Here is a 17,128-nt window from a genome sequence, read left to right as displayed (position 1 = left end):
TTCTCGATCGGCCCCGGCGACACCCGAGCGGTCCGGACCGGATCGCCGGGCCGCGTCGCGTTCCAAGGTGTCACGTTCCATGGCGTCGTGTTCCATCGCGTCGAGTTCGGCGTCCACGGCCGCCGCGTTGGCCCGTTCGTCGAGCGTGAACGCCCGCATCAGCACCAGCAGGAACGGGATGCCGATGACGTCGCCGAGGATCGACAGCATGCCCGCACCGATGATCTGGTCGGTGCGCAGATCCGGCCCCCAGGTCCGGGCGATCTGCTCGTAGTGCTCGACGGCGACGAGCGGTCCGAACCAGAGGACCAGGCCGAGGAGACCGTCACCGATCACTTCGACCACTGCGATCGTCATGGAGATCATCTGGGAGAAACGACGCGGCACCGGGTCCACCTGGATCCGGGAGTAGAAGTACCCGAAGCCGACCAGGACCAGCACTAGCCGGGTGATCTGGTCGACCCAGGAATGGGTGAGGACCGCGGGATACCAGCCGGTGAGGTACAGCAGCCACGGGGTGGCGAGCATGGCGACCGAGGTCGTCGCGGGATGCGCGAGGATTCGCGCGCCGCGGCCGGACACGGCAGCGTCCACTCGCTGCCGACCGGTGGGTCCGAGTGCGCCGCGCAGCACCGTCACGGGTTTGCCCAGCGCCAGGCCGAACGGCACGACCAGCAGCAGGAGCACGACCTGCAGGGCGCGAACCCAGAACAGGGTGTCGGCGTACACACCGATGAAGCTCGTCGCGGCGACCGCCCACGTCGCGCAGCCGAGGAGCAGGAAGCAACAGGCCCGTCCCCGTCCCCGCCCCACGCCCGTGCCTGCACGCGTCTGCCGGAAATGCGCGCGCCCGTATCCCCATGACAGAGCGGCGGTGACAGCCAGTGTGGGGATGTCCCACTGCCATGAACCGATAGCGGTGGACAGCGTCAGCGGAGTCTCGACGATCGACACCGCCACATTGTGCGCCCACGTGACAGCGCCCGACCGCTCCGGGCTACGGACATTTACCGCCCTTGACCTTGCCTTTTGAACACGAATGGCCGCCGACGCCACCCTCTCACCCGTTCACGGAAGCAATGGTCGAGCGGTCCCGGCTCCGGCGTGTTGTACTGGGTGCCACGCGTCTACCGACCGGACGATTCAGGGGGCCCGATGGCCGAATCGGTATCGACGGAAACACGGAGCGACGACGGATCGATTCCGCCGCCACGGCGAAAGCTGCCGATCTTCACGATCGTCGCACTCGCGATCGTGGCGTTCCTCGTCGGCGGCATCGGCGGGTCGTTCCAGGCCAAACTCACCGAGGTCCAGAAGAACGACAACGCCTCGTTCCTGTCACGCACCGCGGAATCGACGCTCGTCGCCGACGAGACGGAACGATTCGTGCCCGTCCAGTCCCTGCCGGGTTCCGTGGTGTTCCACCGCGACAGCGGCCTGACCGACGCGGACCGTGCCGCCGTCGAATCCGCGCGCACCGCGATCGCCGGAGTGGAGGGTGTCGACGTCGAGGGCATGACCCCGACCGCATTCTCCGCCGACGGCACCACCGCCGCGGTGCCCGTGCCGCTTCTCGCCAGCCGTGACGGCACCGACGTCACCGGCGATCAGCTCGTCGCCACCGAGGAGGCGGTGCTCGACGCCGCGCGCACCGCCGTCGGCGACACCGGGCTCGCGGTGTATCCGGCCGGGGTCGGCGGGTTGCTCACCGCATTCATCGGCGCATTCGAGGGCATCGACAGCTCGCTGCTGCTGACGGCGCTCGCGGTGGTCGTGCTGATCCTGCTCGTCGTCTACCGCTCCCCCGTGCTGTGGGTGTTTCCGCTGTTGTCGGCGCTGCTCGCCCTCGGCATGGCGTCGATGATCGTGTACTTCCTCGCGAAGGCCGACATACTCACCCTCAACGGGCAGAGCCAGGGCATCCTGTTCGTCCTCGTGATCGGTGCCGGCACCGACTACGCCCTGTTGCTGGTGTCGCGCTACCGCGAGGAACTGCACACCTACCCGAACCGGTTCGACGCGATGATCCGCGCGTGGCGGGAGTCGGTGGGGGCTATCACCGCTTCTGCGGCGACCGTGACCGTGGCGCTGCTGTGCCTGATGTTCTCCGAGCTCAATTCCAACAAGGGTCTCGGGCCGGTCGCGGCGATCGGCATAGCTTGCACCTACCTGGTGATGATGACGTTCTTGCCGGTGTCGCTGGCGGTCGCGGGCCGGTGGGTGTTCTGGCCGCGGCGGCCGATGCCCGATCATGCCGTCGACCTCGCCACGCACGGGATGTGGGGGCGGATCGCGTCGTGGGTGGGCCGGCACGACCGGCCGGCGTGGATCGGCACCACCCTCGCGCTGCTCGTGCTGTTCGCCGCGGGCATCGGCAGCCTGCACACCGACGGGCTCACGACCACCGAGAGTTTCACGACGAAACCGGACGCGGTGACCGGCCAGGAGCTCTATGCCCAGAAGTTCTCCCCCGGCGCCGGCGCACCCGCGGTCGTCACCGCGAACGCCGACACCGCCGATGCCGTGATCGCGGCGATCTCCGGGGTCGAGGGCATCGCGACCGGTCCGGGCGCGGTGTGCCCGCAGATCGACTATGCGAAGGCGCGGGCCCTGCTCGCCGCGAACCCGGGTCTTGCGTCCGCGCCGGTTCAGGGATGTCCGCCCGCGGCGCTGACCGTCGCCCCGATCGACGGTCGCACCATGATCAACGCCGAGCTCGCCAACTCCTACGATTCACCCGCGGCGCTCGCCACGATCGAACGGCTGCGCGACGCCGTGCACGCCGTACCCGGCGCCGACGCGCGGGTCGGCGGCACCACGGCCGCGACACTGGACGTGCAGCAGTCCTCGGTGCGCGACCGGAACCTCATCATCCCGATCGTTCTGGTCGTTATCTTCGTGGTTCTGTCCGTGCTGCTCCGGTCGCTGCTCGCGCCGCTGCTGCTCATTGTGACGGTGGTGCTGTCGTTCGCGACGGCCCTCGGTGTCAGCGGCTTCTTCTTCACGCACGTCTTCGGATTCGCCGGCGCCGATCCAGCGTTCCCCCTGTTCGCCTTCGTGTTCCTCGTGGCGCTGGGCATCGACTACAACATCTTCCTGATGACGCGGGTTCGCGAGGAAACCGTCCAGCACGGCACCCGATCCGGAGTGCTGCGCGGGCTGGCCGTGACCGGCGGTGTCATCACCTCCGCGGGTGTGGTGCTGGCCGCGACATTTTCGGTGCTCGGAATCCTTCCGCTGGTGTTCCTCGCCGAGATCGGTTTCACGGTCGCGTTCGGGGTGCTGCTCGATACAATCGTGGTGCGCAGCATTCTCGTCCCGGCCCTGTCCCACGACCTCGGCCGGATCATCTGGTGGCCGTCGGCGATGGCTCGCGGACGCCCGTAGGGCTTTTCCGACGAATGCTTCGCCCAGACGACGGTGCTCACCACGGTTCCGCCCCTCGGGCGGTTCTCGTACTCTGTGAAATGGGGTTTTCCTCAACGAAGGAGGCTGCAATGAGTCAGCCGATCATGGACCCGACCTTCTATCGGACGGCAGCGGACGCGGCCGCCGCCCCGCCGGAGCGATTGGCCTACGTGGCCGCGTTCGATCGCGCGGCGGACAAGCCCGACGCGATGAGCGTGATCGACGTGGATCCCGACTCGGACACCTACGGCCGCGTGGTGGGCTGGACCGAGGTTCCCGGGCTGGGCAACGAGCTGCATCATTTCGGCTGGAACGCCTGTAGCAGCGCGTTGAAACACGAGGGCCACGATATGGAGGGGTTGGCGCGCCGATACCTGATCGTGCCGGGTCTGCGCTCGTCTTCCCTCTACGTGCTCGACACCCAGCCCGACCCGCGTCAACCCACCGTGACCAGGGTCGTGGACGCCGTCGACCTCGCCGCCAAGGCGGGCTACTCCCGACCGCACACGTTGCATTGCGGGCCGGACGGCGTGTTCATGACCTGCCTGGGCGGTGCCGACGGATCGGACGGCCCGGGCGGGATCGCCCTGCTCGATCACGGCACGTTCGACGTGCTCCGTCAATGGGAAACCGACCGGGGGCCACAATATTTCGCGTACGACGCTTGGTGGCATCTCAACCAGAACACGCTGATCAGCAGCGAATGGGGCACACCGTCGATGATCGAGGACGGGTTGGTACCCGAGCTGCTGCTGGCGAACGAGTACGGCCATGCGATTCACTTCTGGGACCTGTCCACGGGCGCGCACCAGCAGCGAGTGGACCTCGGCGCGCAGCACCAGATGCCGCTCGAGCTGCGCCCCTCGCACGACCCGGAGGCCACGTGGGGTTTCGTCGGCGTAGTCGTCTCGACCGAGGACCTGTCCGCGTCGGTATGGCGTTGGCACCGTGACGATGGCGGCTGGGCAGTGGACAAGGTGATCACCATCGCCGCCGAGCCGGCCGAGCCGGACCTGCTGCCGCCGGCGCTGAAGCCGTTCGGAGCGGTGCCTCCGCTGATCACCGACATCGACCTATCCGTCGACGACGCGTTCCTCTACGTCTCGTGCTGGGGCACCGGCGAACTCAAGCAGTTCGACGTGCGCGACCCCGCCCACCCGAGGCAGACCGGATCCGTCCGGCTCGGCGGAATCGTCGGGCGCGGCGCACATCCGGCGGTACCGAGCGAGCCGCTGTCCGGCGGTCCACAGATGGTCGAGATCAGCCGGGACGGTAAGCGGGTCTACGTCACCAACTCCCTGTACGGCGCCTGGGACGACCAGTTCTACCCGGACGGGGTCGGCGCCTGGATGGCACTGCTGCACACCGACCCTCGCGGCGGGATGGCCATCGACGAGCGCTTCTTCCCACACGGCGAGGACTTTCGGGGCCTGCGGGCGCACCAGGTTCGCCTCCAGGGTGGCGACGCTTCGTCCGATTCCTACTGCTACCGGTAGCGACCGCCGGCGGGAATGTCGGAGGGTGCGGGCACACTGGACCGATGCGAATGGTCGTGGTCCCCGACGCCGCTGCGGGCGGTGAGACGCCGGGCGCGAGCATCGTCGCCGTCGACGACGCCGGTGGTCCGCTGGGCGCGGTGACCCGGCATCGCGATCTCGCCGAGGCCGTGCGCGACATCGAGGCCGCGGATCGTCCCCGATGGGTCTGGTCGAACACCGCCGCCGTGTATCCGGCGCTGTTGCGCGCCGGCGTGCGGGTTCAGCGATGCCATGACCTCGCGACCACCCGCGCGATCCTGGGCATGCGCGCGGGTGTGCCGGTTCCCCTGGGCGACGAGCCGATCGACGACCGCCCCGGCCTGTTCGACGCGGCGCCCGCCGCCGACCCGAACGCGGTGATCGCCGAATTCACCGAGCACCGGACGGCGCTGGCCGGCAACGCCCGGCTCGAACTGCTCGTGGCGGCGGAATCGGCGGGCACCCTCGCGGCCGCCGAGATGGGATTCGACGGACTGCCGTTCTCCGCCGACGCGCACCGGCGGCTACTCGAAGACGCGCTGGGGCCACGGCCGCTCGGATACGACCTGCCCGTGCGGATCGCGGAGTTGAACGAGCGGATCGGGGACGCCTTCGGCCGTCGGCTCAATCCCGCTTCCCCCGCCGAGGTGATCGACGCGTTCCGCCGCGCCGGAATCGAGCTGACGTCGACCCGCAAGTGGGTGCTGCGGGAAATCGACCATCCCGCCGTGCCGTTGCTGCTGCAACACCGCGACCTGTCGAAGCTGTTCAGCGCCAACGGGTGGCAGTGGCTCGACACCTGGGTACGCGGGTCGCGGTTCCGGCCCGTGTACGTGCCGGGCGCGGTGGTGTCGGGCCGGTGGGCCAGCCGCGGCGGCGGCGCACTGCAGATTCCGAAATCATTGCGGTCCAGTGTGATTGCCGACCCGGGGCACACATTCGTGATCGCCGACGCCGGGCAGCTCGAACCACGGATCCTCGCGGCGACCGTGGCAAGGCGAAGGTCGCGATTCTCGCCGTCCTGTACGGCGGGACATCCGGCGACGCGCGCCCGCTGTTGCCCTTGCTGCGCAGTCGTTTTCCGATCGCCGTCGATTATGTGGAGCGGGCTGCCCGCGCCGGTGAACGTGGCGAGGTGGTGCATTCGTGGCTGGGACGGGCGTGCCCACCGCCGGAGGACGGTTTCCACGAGCACGGTGATGCACGGGCGCGTGGTCGCTTCACTCGCAATTTCGTCGTGCAGGCCACCGCCGCCGAGTGGGCACTGTGCGTGCTCGCCGAACTGCGCCGACGACTCATGACGGACCCGGATCGTACCGTCGGCGAACTGGTGTTCTTCCAGCACGACGAGCTGGTGGTACACACCCGCAACCCGGATGCTGCGGCCGCGCACCTCCAGGCGTCGGTCGCGGTCGCGACGCGATTGTTGTTCGGCGACACCGCCGTCCGATTCCCGATGAAGATGTCGGTACGGACCTCCTACGCCGAGGGCGACGAACCGACACCGGACGATGCCGAGGACGCCGAATAGACGGCTTCGGTCCACAGGTGCGTCGCGGCGTAGGCACGCCACGGGCTCCACGATTCGGCGCGGGCTTCGGCTTCACGGGCCGTCGCGACTCCGAGCGCGCGCCGCAGCACCAGGTCGCCGGACGGGTAGGCGTCGCGGTCGCCGAGGGCACGCACCGACAGGTAGTCGACGGTCCACGGCCCGATTCCCGGCAGCGCCAGCAGCTCGGTCCGGAACTCCGGCAACGACGGGTGCAGGCCGTCGGCGACAGCACGGGCCAGGACCCGCACGGTCCGTGCACGCGACCGGGTCAGCCCCACAGCGGCGCGCAGTTCGTCGGGGTCGGCGTCGGCGAGCCGGTGTGGCAGCGGGAAGCACGTGTATCCCTGCGGCGCGGGGTCGCCGTAGGCCGCGACGAGCCGCGCGGTGAACGTGCACCCGGCCGCGACGCTGACCTGCTGGCCGATCACCGTCTGCACCGCCGTCTCGAACCAGTGGGTGGAGCCGAGCACCCGCAGCCCCGGACGCGCCGCCACCAGCGGCGCAAGCAGCGGGTCGACGCTCAGCGCGGTGTCGACGGCGACCGGGTCGGCGTCGAGATCAAGCCAGCGGCGTACCGTCTGTACGAGTGCCGGGACATCACCGCGATGGGTCGCATCGATCTCCGCCCGCACGATAGCGGTGTCGCCCCGCGTGACGGTGACGACGGCCGGGCCGAGTTCGCCGCGCACGGCCCGCGTGTGGGTGCCGAGGGTCGCGTCGTGTCGTTCGAGACCGGGCACGGTGTGACCGCGCAGCGCCGCGAGCAGCGGCACCATCGCGAACGGCCCGTTCACCGGCAGGCCGACGACGGTGCTCACGCCGACGACTCCAGCTGCAACAGTGCGCGTTTGGCGTCGACACCGCCGACGTACTGCCCGATCCCGCCGTCGCTGCGCACCACCCGGTGACACGGAACGATCACCGGCAGAGGATTTTTCGCGCATGCGGTGCCCACGGCCCGGACCGCGCGGGGACTACCCGAGGCCGCGGCGACCTCCGCATAGCTCGCCGTGTGCCCGTAGCCGATGGTCGGTAGATGCACGATGACATCGCGTCGGAAACCGGTGGCGAGCCGCAGATCCAGCGGAAGGTCGAAGGTGTGGCGACGGCCGTGGAAGTACTCGTCGAGCTGTCGTGCCGCGGAGTCGAGACGCGCGGGTGCTTCGAGGATGCGCGGACTGATCCGGGCGGCGAGGTCGTCGAGGATGTCGTCATATCCATCGGCTGCGAACGCGACGCGCACGATTCCGGTGCCGGTCGCGGCGACGAGGAGCGGTCCGACGGGCGAATCGACGACACGATAGGCGAGGTCGAGCAGGCCGGCGGCCTGGGCATCGACGACGAGGCGGGTGTGCAGCCACGCGAGATCCGTCGTGGAGGCCTGGGGGCGGGGAAGGTTCATCGCCGGGTTCCTGTCTCGAGCTGGTAGTGACGGCGCAGCGCGGCCCGTCCGTCCGCTGCGGCACGGCGGGCCGCGTCGGTACTGTTCCCGAGGATCTCGGCGATCTCCGCGTACGGCAGACCCGCGACGTGGTGGTAGACGACGGCGGCGCGCTGTGTGAACGGCAGCGCCGCGACCGCCTGCCACAGTTCGTCGTCGCCGGAGCCTGGGATACCGGTGGAAGCCGGCCGCTCCGGCAGGGTCTCGGTGGGCACCGGGATGCGGGCGCGGACGCGGTGCACGTCGATCGCCTTGCGATGCGCGATGGTCACGAGCCACGCCTCGACATTGCGGCCGGGCTCGAGGTCCGGGTAGGCCCGCAATGCCGCGAGGAACGTTTCGGACCAGGCGTCGTCCGCGTCGACCGGCCCGAGCAGTGCCCGGCACACCCGCAGCACGGTCGCGCCGTGCGTCGCGACCACCCGTTCGAACGGCGGTAGCCGGTCAGGCCGGGGCATGAACGGTCCGGAACTCGCGGTCGAGGAGGAACCGTTTGCGATCGAGCCCACCCGCGTAACCGGTGAGGGTGCCGTCGCTGCCGATGACACGGTGGCACGGCACCACGATGCTCACCGGGTTCCGGCCGTTGGCCGCGGCGACCGCGCGGATCGCCGTGGGGCGACCGATCGCCGCTGCCAATTCCGCATACGTGCACGTGGAGCCGTACTCGATCGCGCGCAGCGCGGCCCAGACGCTGCGCTGGAACTCCGTTCCCACGAGCGTGAGCGGCATCGTGAACTCGGTGCGGTCCCCGGCGAAATACTCGTCGAGTTGCTCGCGGACCTGCTCGAAGCCGCGTTCGGTCCGCGAACCGAAGGTCGCCGGGTCGGGACGATGCCGATGCTCGGCGAGGTACAGGCCGCTGAGTGCTCCGTCCGTCTGCACCAATGTCAGCGGTCCGATCGGTGAGTCGATGAACGTGTGGGTTCGCGTCGCGTTCACGGGTTCGATCCTTCCATCCGTCGTATACCGGGTAGACGCATCGACGGATGCAAACGTGAGATTACCGGCTCGATTTCCCGCTCGCCCCGAGCCGTCCTTCGGCCGCAGGCCCGTTGCGCGCAGCCTGAACAGAACCGGTGACAGGCGAAAGTTCCCGTGATCGAGTATCGAGCGTGCCCGAGGTGACCACAGCTTCTTCGACCACGATCGACACGACGGTGGACGAGGACGTCCACCCACTCGACGATCCCATCCGGCAGTCGCTGCGCGGAGTTCACGCGCATTTCGCGCGGTGGTCGGGTCGGATCGGCGGTTACCAACCGGACGTCGCGGGACACATCGGGCACCCGGCGGTGATGCGGGACGAGGATTGGGCGGATCTCGCCGCGCTCGTCGGACCGAGCACCGAGGTGGCGGTTCGCGGACCGGGACACGAGCCGCCGCAGGGCTGGGAGACGCTCGGCTCGTTCGGTCTCGTCCAGATGGACGGCACGGATCTGGTCGTCGAACCGGACCCCGACCTCGCGGTCCTCGGTACCGCCGACGTCCCGGAGATCCTCGATCTCGTGGCCCGCACCCGGCCGGGACCGTACCTTCTGCGGACCGTCGAGATGGGCACCTACCTGGGCATCAGGGTGGACGGGCGCCTGGTCGCGATGGCCGGGGAGCGTCTGCATCCGCCGGGATGGACCGAGATCAGCGCCGTGTGCACGGATGCCGAGTTCCGTGGGCGCGGGTTCGGCGCGCGTCTCGTGAGGGCCGTCGGTGCCGGGATCCGCGCACGCGGCGAGATCCCGTTCCTCCACGCGTCGGCGGCGAACACGACCGCGATCCGGCTCTACGAGAACCTGGGGTTCGCCCTGCGCAAGCGATCCGTGTTGACGCGGGTGCGCACACCAGCCGAGCGGCCGATGGTCTGCCGGTAGAGGACATGCGTGGTTTCATTCTTCCGTCGGGTTCGATCTGTTCGACGGAGAAGACATGGAATCACCGGTAGCGACGTATGTGTCTGCGGTACGCAGTTTCTCGGAGTTGGTCCGCACCGTTCCGGAGAACCGCTGGAGCGGACCGGGGCTCGGCGAGTGGGACCTTCGCTCCCTGATCGGTCACGCCTCGCGCTCACTGACGACGGTCATGACGTACATCGACAACTCTGCCGACGCCGAGGACATCGCGAGCCCGGAGCAGTACTACGTACGCGTGAAGGAGCTGTCCTCGGTTCTCGGCGCGGACGAGATACTCGAACGCGGCCGGCAGGCAGGTGCCGACCTCGGTGACGACCCGGTGGCGTCCGTCGATGCTCTTGCGAAGGCGGTGCTCGAGCGGCTCGGTGCCGGTGAGGATCGGCGGATCCGGGTGATCGGAGGGTTGGGGATCCGGCTGCATTCCTATCTCCCCACGCGAACCTTCGAACTCGCCGTCCACGGCCTCGATATCGCCGCCGCCGCGGGTGTCCCCTACACGCCTCCCGACGATGTCCTGGTCGAGTCCACGCTGCTGGCGGCGAGAATCGCCGTAGCGCTCGGTGACGGGGCGACCGTACTGAGGGCGCTGACCGGTCGGATCTCCCTGCCCGGAGGCTATTCCGTCGTATAGCTGCGCAACCGGGTGCGCACGCCGGTCGGGCAACGGCCGGTCGGGCACCCAGAGCGGAATCCGACCACGGTGAGGCGAACCCTGTCGCCCGTGAAGGGAAGCTGACACGCTCCTCGTCGACGGAAACAGCACACCGACCGCTGTGGTCGATCCGAAGGGTGGACGACGATGACAATCCTCGAGGGGCAGGTGGAGGATCCTTCCACGCTCGGTGTCTTCGATTCGATCGCCGATGCCGTCGGCAACACGCCCCTCGTTCGGCTGAATGCGGTCACCGAGGGCATCGAGGCCGCCGTGTTCGCGAAACTGGAGTTCCTCAATCCCGGTGGAAGCGTGAAGGATCGGGCAGCGCTGGCGATGATCCGAGCCGCGGAGGAATCGGGTGAACTCGGACCGGGCGGCACGATAGTGGAGGGGACATCCGGCAACACCGGTGTCGGACTGAGCCTGATCGCTGCCGCGCGGGGCTACCGCTCGGTCGTCGTGGTACCGGACAAGACCAGCGCGGAGAAGATCGCCCTCCTCCGTGCGCACGGTGCAACTGTGCACGTGACACCCGGTGGCCGACCCAGTCACCATCCGGACTTCGTGCGCAATGTGGCGGCCCGGTTGGCCTCCGAAATCCCCGGAGCCTGGCTCGCCGGGCAGTACGCCAATCCCGCCAACCCGGGCGCGCATCGCGCGACGACCGGCCCGGAGATCTGGCGCCAGACCCGTGGCCGCATCACCCATTTCGTCGCCGGTATCGGAACGGGCGGAACCATCACGGGCGCAGGTGAATATCTGTCTGCGGTATCCGAGGGCGCGGTCACGGTTGTCGGCGCCGACCCCGAGACCTCCGTTTACGGCGGCGGCGACGGACGCGCCTGGTACGTCGAAGCGGTCGGTCACTTCCTGCATCCGCAGACGGTGGTAGACGAGTGGCCGGACTCGTACCGGCCGGACGTCGTCGATCGGATCGAGCGGATCCCGGACGCCGAGGCGTTGTCGGTGGTGCACCGGCTGGCCCGGGAGGAAGGCTTGCTCGTCGGGGGCTCCGCCGGCACCGCGGTCGCAGCGGCCCTCCGTGTCGCGAGGACGCTCGGACCCGACGACGTGGTGGTCGTGATCGTGCCCGATTCCGGGCGGTCGTACCTGTCCAAGTACTTCGACGACGAATGGCTCGGCCGACTCGGATTCACCCTGTTCCACGGCGTGTCGGAACCCACCGTGAAAGAAATCCTCGGACGGTTCGGCACCCCTGTTCGTACCGTGCCGTCCGACGCGACGGTTGCGCAGGCGCGGGACGTGCTTGCCGATGCCCCGGCACTGCCGGTCGTGCTGGCTCGCCCGGCCGCAGGCGGCACGGTCGTCGCGGAGGTCTTCGGTTCCGTCTCCGCGGCAACGCTGGCCGCTGCTCCTGTGGACGATCCGATCGGCGACCACCTCGAACCGCCGCTTCCCGTGGTGGGTGTCACCGAGTCCGCGATCGCCGCGTTGCACAGGATCGGTGACCACGACGGCGCGGTCGTCGTCGCCCGTGACGGACGCGCAACCCGGCTCGTGGACGCGAGCATCCTCCGCGATCCGGTGCCGGGACACTGAGAGGCCCGGCCCGCACCGGTTGCTCGGCGTCCTTCCCGACTCCTCCGCAAGGGGCGTGACAGCCGTCCGGCAGGATGAGCGCATGTTGTCGCTTTTCGCCGTTCCCCTCGGTGCCGCCCGCGGCGTTCTGGACAGGACCGTGGAGGTCGCCGAGTTCGCGGTGTCCGTCCCGGGCCGCGTCGTGAATCTGCTCGAAACGACCGAGGCCCTGGTGGCACGTATCGACAACGTGGTCACCGATGCGCGCGAGATCGTCGCGCGGATCGACGATGTGGTCACCGACGCCCGCGCGACCGTCGGTCGGGTCGACGCGGTCGTCGACCGCAGCTCCGCGGTGGTCGTGGAGGTGACCGCCGTCGCGGACAGTGCGCAGGAGGTGGTGGCCTCCGTTGCCCGTACGTCCGAAACGGCGAGCGAGCTGCTCGACACCTACGCGCCGGTGGCCCGGCAGGCGGCTCCGCTCGCCACCCAGTTCATCGAGGAGCTCAGCGCCGAGGAAGTGCACGCGGCGGTCGTGCTGCTCGATCAGCTGCCCGAGCTCGCGGATCGGATGACGGCACTGATGCCGATCCTCGGCACCCTCGAGACCGTCGCCCCGGAGATCCACGAACTGCTCGGGGTCGCGAAGGACGTGCGGCAGGCGATCGTCGGCGTGCCGGGATTCAGCTTCCTGCGCCGACGCGGCGAGGAGAAGGAGAACGGCGACGACGCCTGACCGTGTGCGCGGTCAGGCGTCGTTGAAGTTCACCGTCGGTTCGGGGATCTATGCCCGGTAGCCGTCCGTCCCGGCCCGGCTGAGCACGAGCCGCGACAGGACCGCTCGCGAGGACAGCTTGAGCAACGCGTCGACGATTTCGACGACGTCGTTCACCTCGAGCATCTCGTTCGCGGGGATCTTCTCCTTGATCCAATCCGACATGTCGGTGTCGACGTAGGCCGGGGCGATCGCCGACGCGCTGATCCCGTTGGCCGATTCCTCGGCGTTGAGAGTTTCGACGAGGGAGATGAGCGCGGCCTTCGTCGCACCGTAGACGGACAGCCCCGGTTCCGAATACACGCCGGTGATCGACGACAGCGCAATCACTTTCGCACCACGATCCGGCTGGGCAGCGGCGGCGGAACGCAGCAGCGGCAGCGATGCCTGCAGCAGCGCGAACGGTGCGGCCAGATTCACCGCGAGGGTCTTGTCGAAGCGGCGCATCGGGAACTCGGCGATGTTGCCGGCGGTGCCCACGAGGAAACCTTCGGGACCATGCGGGCTCTCGTGCTCAACGCGGGTGTGGGCACCGACGACCTGCACGGCGGCGGCCGGGTCGGTGAGATCGACGGCGACGGACCGCACCTCAGGTGCACCCGCTTCGAGCAGTTGCGCGGCGACCTTGTCGAGGCGCTCCGGGTCACGGGCGCTGATGGTCAGCCCGTAGCCCTGCTCGGCGAGGCGGATGGCGACCCCGAGTCCGATTCCGCGGGAAGCGCCGGTGATCAGCGCGCTGCGGTTCAGCTTGCTATCGGAGCTCACGACGTCTGTCCTTTCAGCGCAGCGAGGCCGGCGGCCACGAACGCGGGGACGGAGTCCCCGGCCTTGTCGAATCCGTCACCGATGGTCGCGCCGGCGCGCCAACGGTGGTCGATGCCCTGGGCGATCACTGCGAGCTTGAAGTTTGCAAGGGCGAGATAGAAATTCCAGTGCGGGATGTCGCGTCCGGTCGCGACTGCGTACTTCTGGGCGAGGTCGTCGGTGGACGGCAGCCGCGGACTGGTCCACGCGGCAGGCATGCCGAGCACCAGGTCGAGCGCGGGATTGCGGTACACGCACATCAGCGCGAGGTCGGTGAACGGGTCTCCGAGCGTCGCCAGCTCCCAGTCGACCACGGCCACAACCTTTCCCACGTCGTCGCCGGCGAGGATGGTGTTGTCGATGCGGTAGTCGCCGTGGACGATGGACGGCGCGGGCGATTCGGGGATCGAGTCGGCCAACGCCGCGTGCAGCCGGTCGATGTCGGGCAGGTCGCGGGACTTGACCCGCTCCCACTGCCCGGCCCACAGCTTCACCTGCCGGGTCACGTAGCCGTCCGGGCGACCGAACTCACCCAGCCCGGCGGCGCGGTAGTCGACATTGTGCAGTGCGACGAGTACGCGCACGAGTTCGTCGGTGCACGACTCGATTTCGGCATCGCTGAGGGCGTCGAGATCGTCCTTGCTGCGAATCACCTGGCCGTCGACACGCTCGACGACGGTGAACGGAGCACCCATCACCGCGTCGTCCTCGCACAGCGCGACCGTGCGCGCGACCGGGACGGCGGAGTTCTGCAGCGCATCCGCGACGCGGTATTCACGGGCGACGTCGTGCGCCGACGGGGTGAGCCCCGCGGTGGGGGGACGACGCAGCACCCAGTCGGACACGCCGTCCGAGATGCCGTAGGTGAGGTTCGATTTGCCGCCGGAGATCAGTTCGGCGCGCAATTCGCCGCCGACGGGAACTCCGGAGGATTCGAGGAAGCGTTGCAGGGCAGGAAGATCCAGTCCCTCGTGCTTCACGGCCGTCACGACTGCGCCGCCTTCGCGGCAGCGGCCTTGCGGGCGGCGCCGACGGTGCGCTTGGCGATGGCCCAGCGGTGCACCTCGGACGGCCCGTCGTACACGCGGAACGGGCGGACCTCGCGGGACAGGCGCGCGAGCGGCAGGTCCTCGGACACGCCCAGCCCGCCGCACATCTGCACCGAACGGTCCACGATGCGGAAGATGGCCTCGGCCGCGAAGGTCTTGGCGATGGAGGTCTCGTTCCCCGCGTGCGATCCGCCGTCGAGCGCCCAGCACGCCTGCACGAGCAGAGCGCGAGTGGCGGCGATGTCGATCTCGTTGTCGGCGATCATCTTCTGGATCATGCCGAGGTCGCCGAGACGAGAACCGAAACCCTCGCGTTCGGCGACGTAGCCGACGGCGACGTCGTGGCCGCGGCGGGCGGCGCCGAGCCAGCGCATCACGTGCGTCATGCGGGCGGGTCCGAGGCGGACCTGTGCGTAGGCGAAGCCCTGGTCGACCTCACCGAGCACCGCGGAATCCGGAACGAAGACGTCCTCGAAGAAGACCTCGCAGTGGCCGCCGATCATCGACTTGTCGAGGGTGTTGATGTGGCGGCCGACCTTCAGTCCGGGGGTGTCGGCGGGGGCGAGGAACATCGTCGCGCCGCCGCGCTGGCCGGGCTCGCCGGACGTGCGGGCCATGATGATGAAGAATCCGGCTCCGTCGGCTCCGGTGATGAAGTGCTTGTGGCCGTTGATCTTCCATCCACCAGCGACCTTCTCGGCCCGGGTGCGCAGCGCATTGGGATCGGCACCCGCGCCGGGAGCGGGTTCGGTCATGGCGAACGCGGAGCGGGTGTCACCAGCCGCGAGCGGTGCCAGGAACTGCTGCTTCTGCTCGTCGGTGGCGATGTGCGCGAGCATGTGCATGTTGCCCTCGTCGGGCGCGGCGATGTTCAGCGCGATCGGCCCGAACAGGGAGTAGCCCGCCGCCTCGAACACCGGGGCACGATCGACCATGCCGAGTCCGTGACCGCCGTACTCGACCGCCACGTGCGGGGCGAAGACACCGGCTTCCTTGGCCGCCTTCTGCAGCTCGATGCGGGCAGCCTCGCCGCCGGCCGCGGCGATGTCACCGCCGTGGGCATCCTCGACGGGCAATACCACGTCGCGGATGAAGTCCTCGGTCTTCGCGACCAGGTCGACCACCTGATCGGGATACGACAAATCGACAGCCATCGCGCACTCCTTCCGTCACCGACCGATCGATCGCTCGGTCGTATCCACGGTGACACATCGACACCGGAAGGGTCAACCCTGGGGCGAAGTCAGCGAGCGCCGACGGCGCTGCGTGCGATGGCCAGATACCGCTCGACGATCTCGTCCGGCGGCAACGGACCGTCGGCCCGATACCAACTGGCCACCGCCACGCACATCGTCGTCACGGCCCGGCTCGCGTCCTCCGGATAGGGCGTCGTGAACTCTCCCGCAGCGACGCCGTCACGCACGATCTCGTCGACCATGCGCTGCTGGGTGTCCCTCAGTGCGACGAATGCCTCCCGGCTCTCGGGTTCCATGCTGCGCATCTCGGTGGATGCGATGAATGCCTCGTTGCGCCGGAACATGTGGAATCGCAGCAGCGACTCGACGACCGCATCGAACCGCTCCGACGGTGTCGGGCCCGCCTCGGCGAGAGCCCGGCGACTGCGGTCGAGCAGGTCGTTCATCACCGTCGTGGTCAGCGACATCAGCAGCGCTTGCTTCGACGGATAGTGGTGATAGAGCCCGGGAACCGAGAGTCCTGCACGCGAGGCGATCTCACGGATCGAGGTGCCGTCGTAGCCACGTTCGGCGAACGCCTCGAGCGCAGCTACCAGCGGTTTCGGCAGCACCGCCGGTTCGTACGTCCGCCACGAGCCGGGACTGCCGGCGTCGGTTTCCTCTCGGGTGTCCATGGAGACACCGTAGGCGACGCCGGCAGCCCCGTTCGACCGTCCGCGCAGGAATCAGTAGTCGTTGTCGCCGTACAGGACGACCCCGCGCAGGTTCTTCCCGTCGTGCATGTCCGCGTAGCCCTGGTTGATGTCCTCGAGCTTGTACGTCGTGGTGACCAGGCCGTCGAGTTCGAGTTGCCCGCTGCGGTACAGGTCGAGCAGCTTCGGGATCTGCGATCGTGGTCCGACGCCACCGAAGATGGCACCCTGCAGGCGCTTCTGCAGGAGGGTGAGCTCGAACAGGCTCAACGTGACCTGGGTGTCGGTCGCCGCACCCATACCGGTCACGACGACCTGGCCGCCCTTGGCGGTCAGCCCCAGAGCCGGCGCGATCATGTCACCGTGGATCTCGCCGACGGTGATGATCGTGACCTCTGCCATTGCGCCCCAGGTGATCTCGCTGATGACCGGGGCTGCCTCCTCGATCGACGCGAACGTGTGGGTGGCGCCGAATTCGACGGCCTTGTCGCGCTTGAACTGCACCGGGTCGATCGCCACGACGTGCCGCGCGCCCGCGTGGGCCGCGCCCTGTACCGAGTTGATACCGACACCGCCGACGCCGATCACGACGA

16 protein-coding genes and 1 pseudogene are annotated in these 17,128 nt (G+C 68.9%); 7 read left to right on the top strand and 10 right to left on the bottom strand.

The genetic code is table 11. From position 1 onward, the window contains the following. The coding region (locus I0Q12_RS08745; RefSeq protein WP_307846127.1) for a cytochrome c oxidase assembly protein at window positions 1-954 on the bottom strand (954 nt) is incomplete at its 3' end. Window positions 955-1,155: 201 nt separating this feature from the next. Here I0Q12_RS08745 and I0Q12_RS08740 point away from each other — a divergent pair. The 3 genes and pseudogenes from I0Q12_RS08740 (at window position 1,156) to I0Q12_RS08730 (ending at window position 6,456) form a co-directional block, all read left to right on the top strand. Next, complete coding sequence (locus I0Q12_RS08740; RefSeq protein WP_197251551.1) at window positions 1,156-3,387, top strand: MMPL family transporter; 2,232 nt, start codon at window positions 1,156-1,158, stop codon at window positions 3,385-3,387. Window positions 3,388-3,497: 110 nt separating this feature from the next. Next, entirely contained in the window at window positions 3,498-4,904 is a 1,407-nt protein-coding gene (locus tag I0Q12_RS08735; RefSeq protein ID WP_197251550.1) for a selenium-binding protein SBP56-related protein, read from the top strand. A 44-nt stretch (window positions 4,905-4,948) separates the two neighbouring features. After that, window positions 4,949-6,456, top strand: a pseudogene (locus tag I0Q12_RS08730) (bifunctional 3'-5' exonuclease/DNA polymerase). Here the strand turns inward: I0Q12_RS08730 and I0Q12_RS08725 are convergent. From I0Q12_RS08725 to I0Q12_RS08710, 4 genes are read right to left on the bottom strand one after another with little or no spacing between them, the layout of a single operon-like run. Continuing rightward, on the bottom strand, window positions 6,405-7,295 hold the full coding sequence (locus I0Q12_RS08725) for a DNA-3-methyladenine glycosylase (RefSeq protein ID WP_197251549.1): 891 nt from the start codon (window positions 7,293-7,295) through the stop codon (window positions 6,405-6,407). The pseudogene I0Q12_RS08730 and the gene I0Q12_RS08725 overlap by 52 nt on opposite strands. Next, on the bottom strand, window positions 7,292-7,879 hold the full coding sequence (locus I0Q12_RS08720; protein WP_197251548.1) for a methylated-DNA--[protein]-cysteine S-methyltransferase: 588 nt from the start codon (window positions 7,877-7,879) through the stop codon (window positions 7,292-7,294). Before I0Q12_RS08720 ends, I0Q12_RS08725 begins: the two co-directional genes overlap by 4 nt. After that, window positions 7,876-8,376: an RNA polymerase sigma factor gene (locus I0Q12_RS08715; protein ID WP_197251547.1), complete on the bottom strand. Its 501-nt coding sequence runs from the start codon at window positions 8,374-8,376 to the stop codon at window positions 7,876-7,878. Before I0Q12_RS08715 ends, I0Q12_RS08720 begins: the two co-directional genes overlap by 4 nt. After that, window positions 8,363-8,860, bottom strand: a complete 498-nt coding sequence (locus tag I0Q12_RS08710) for a methylated-DNA--[protein]-cysteine S-methyltransferase (protein WP_197251546.1) — start codon at window positions 8,858-8,860, stop codon at window positions 8,363-8,365. Before I0Q12_RS08710 ends, I0Q12_RS08715 begins: the two co-directional genes overlap by 14 nt. 182 nt (window positions 8,861-9,042) lie before the next feature. Between I0Q12_RS08710 and I0Q12_RS08705 the strand changes: the two genes are divergently transcribed. The 4 genes from I0Q12_RS08705 to I0Q12_RS08690 all read left to right on the top strand — a co-directional run bounded on the left by I0Q12_RS08705 (window position 9,043) and on the right by I0Q12_RS08690 (window position 12,755). Then, window positions 9,043-9,786: a GNAT family N-acetyltransferase gene (locus I0Q12_RS08705; RefSeq protein WP_197251545.1), complete on the top strand. Its 744-nt coding sequence runs from the start codon at window positions 9,043-9,045 to the stop codon at window positions 9,784-9,786. Between the two features lie 55 nt (window positions 9,787-9,841). After that, window positions 9,842-10,456, top strand: coding sequence for a maleylpyruvate isomerase N-terminal domain-containing protein (locus I0Q12_RS08700; RefSeq protein WP_197251544.1), 615 nt, complete (start codon window positions 9,842-9,844; stop codon window positions 10,454-10,456). Window positions 10,457-10,624: 168 nt separating this feature from the next. Further along, window positions 10,625-12,040 carry a pyridoxal-phosphate dependent enzyme gene (locus I0Q12_RS08695; RefSeq protein ID WP_197251543.1) on the top strand — a complete coding sequence of 472 codons (1,416 nt, stop codon included), beginning with the start codon at window positions 10,625-10,627 and terminating at the stop codon, window positions 12,038-12,040. An 82-nt stretch (window positions 12,041-12,122) separates the two neighbouring features. Further along, window positions 12,123-12,755, top strand: a complete 633-nt coding sequence (locus tag I0Q12_RS08690; RefSeq protein WP_197251542.1) for a ribulose 1,5-bisphosphate carboxylase large subunit — start codon at window positions 12,123-12,125, stop codon at window positions 12,753-12,755. A gap of 48 nt (window positions 12,756-12,803) precedes the next feature. Here the strand turns inward: I0Q12_RS08690 and I0Q12_RS08685 are convergent, their stop codons facing one another. From I0Q12_RS08685 to I0Q12_RS32435, 5 genes are all read right to left on the bottom strand, one after another. After that, window positions 12,804-13,541, bottom strand: a complete 738-nt coding sequence (locus tag I0Q12_RS08685) for an SDR family oxidoreductase (protein ID WP_197251562.1) — start codon at window positions 13,539-13,541, stop codon at window positions 12,804-12,806. A 14-nt stretch (window positions 13,542-13,555) separates the two neighbouring features. After that, entirely contained in the window at window positions 13,556-14,587 is a 1,032-nt protein-coding gene (locus tag I0Q12_RS08680) for a phosphotransferase family protein (protein ID WP_197251541.1), read from the bottom strand. Further along, on the bottom strand, window positions 14,584-15,801 hold the full coding sequence (locus I0Q12_RS08675) for an acyl-CoA dehydrogenase family protein (RefSeq protein WP_197251540.1): 1,218 nt from the start codon (window positions 15,799-15,801) through the stop codon (window positions 14,584-14,586). Before I0Q12_RS08675 ends, I0Q12_RS08680 begins: the two co-directional genes overlap by 4 nt. An 89-nt stretch (window positions 15,802-15,890) precedes the next feature. Continuing rightward, window positions 15,891-16,517, bottom strand: a complete 627-nt coding sequence (locus tag I0Q12_RS08670) for a TetR/AcrR family transcriptional regulator (RefSeq protein WP_197251539.1) — start codon at window positions 16,515-16,517, stop codon at window positions 15,891-15,893. A gap of 51 nt (window positions 16,518-16,568) precedes the next feature. Next, window positions 16,569-17,128, bottom strand: a 560-nt coding sequence (locus I0Q12_RS32435) for a zinc-binding dehydrogenase (protein ID WP_231610307.1), incomplete at its 5' end; no start/stop codon positions are given.

The organism is Rhodococcus sp. CX (assembly GCF_015865005.1).
Classification (GTDB): Bacteria; Actinomycetota; Actinomycetes; order Mycobacteriales; family Mycobacteriaceae; genus Rhodococcus.
Note: the sequence above shows the minus strand (reverse complement) of the source record. Positions and strands in the feature narration are given on the sequence as shown.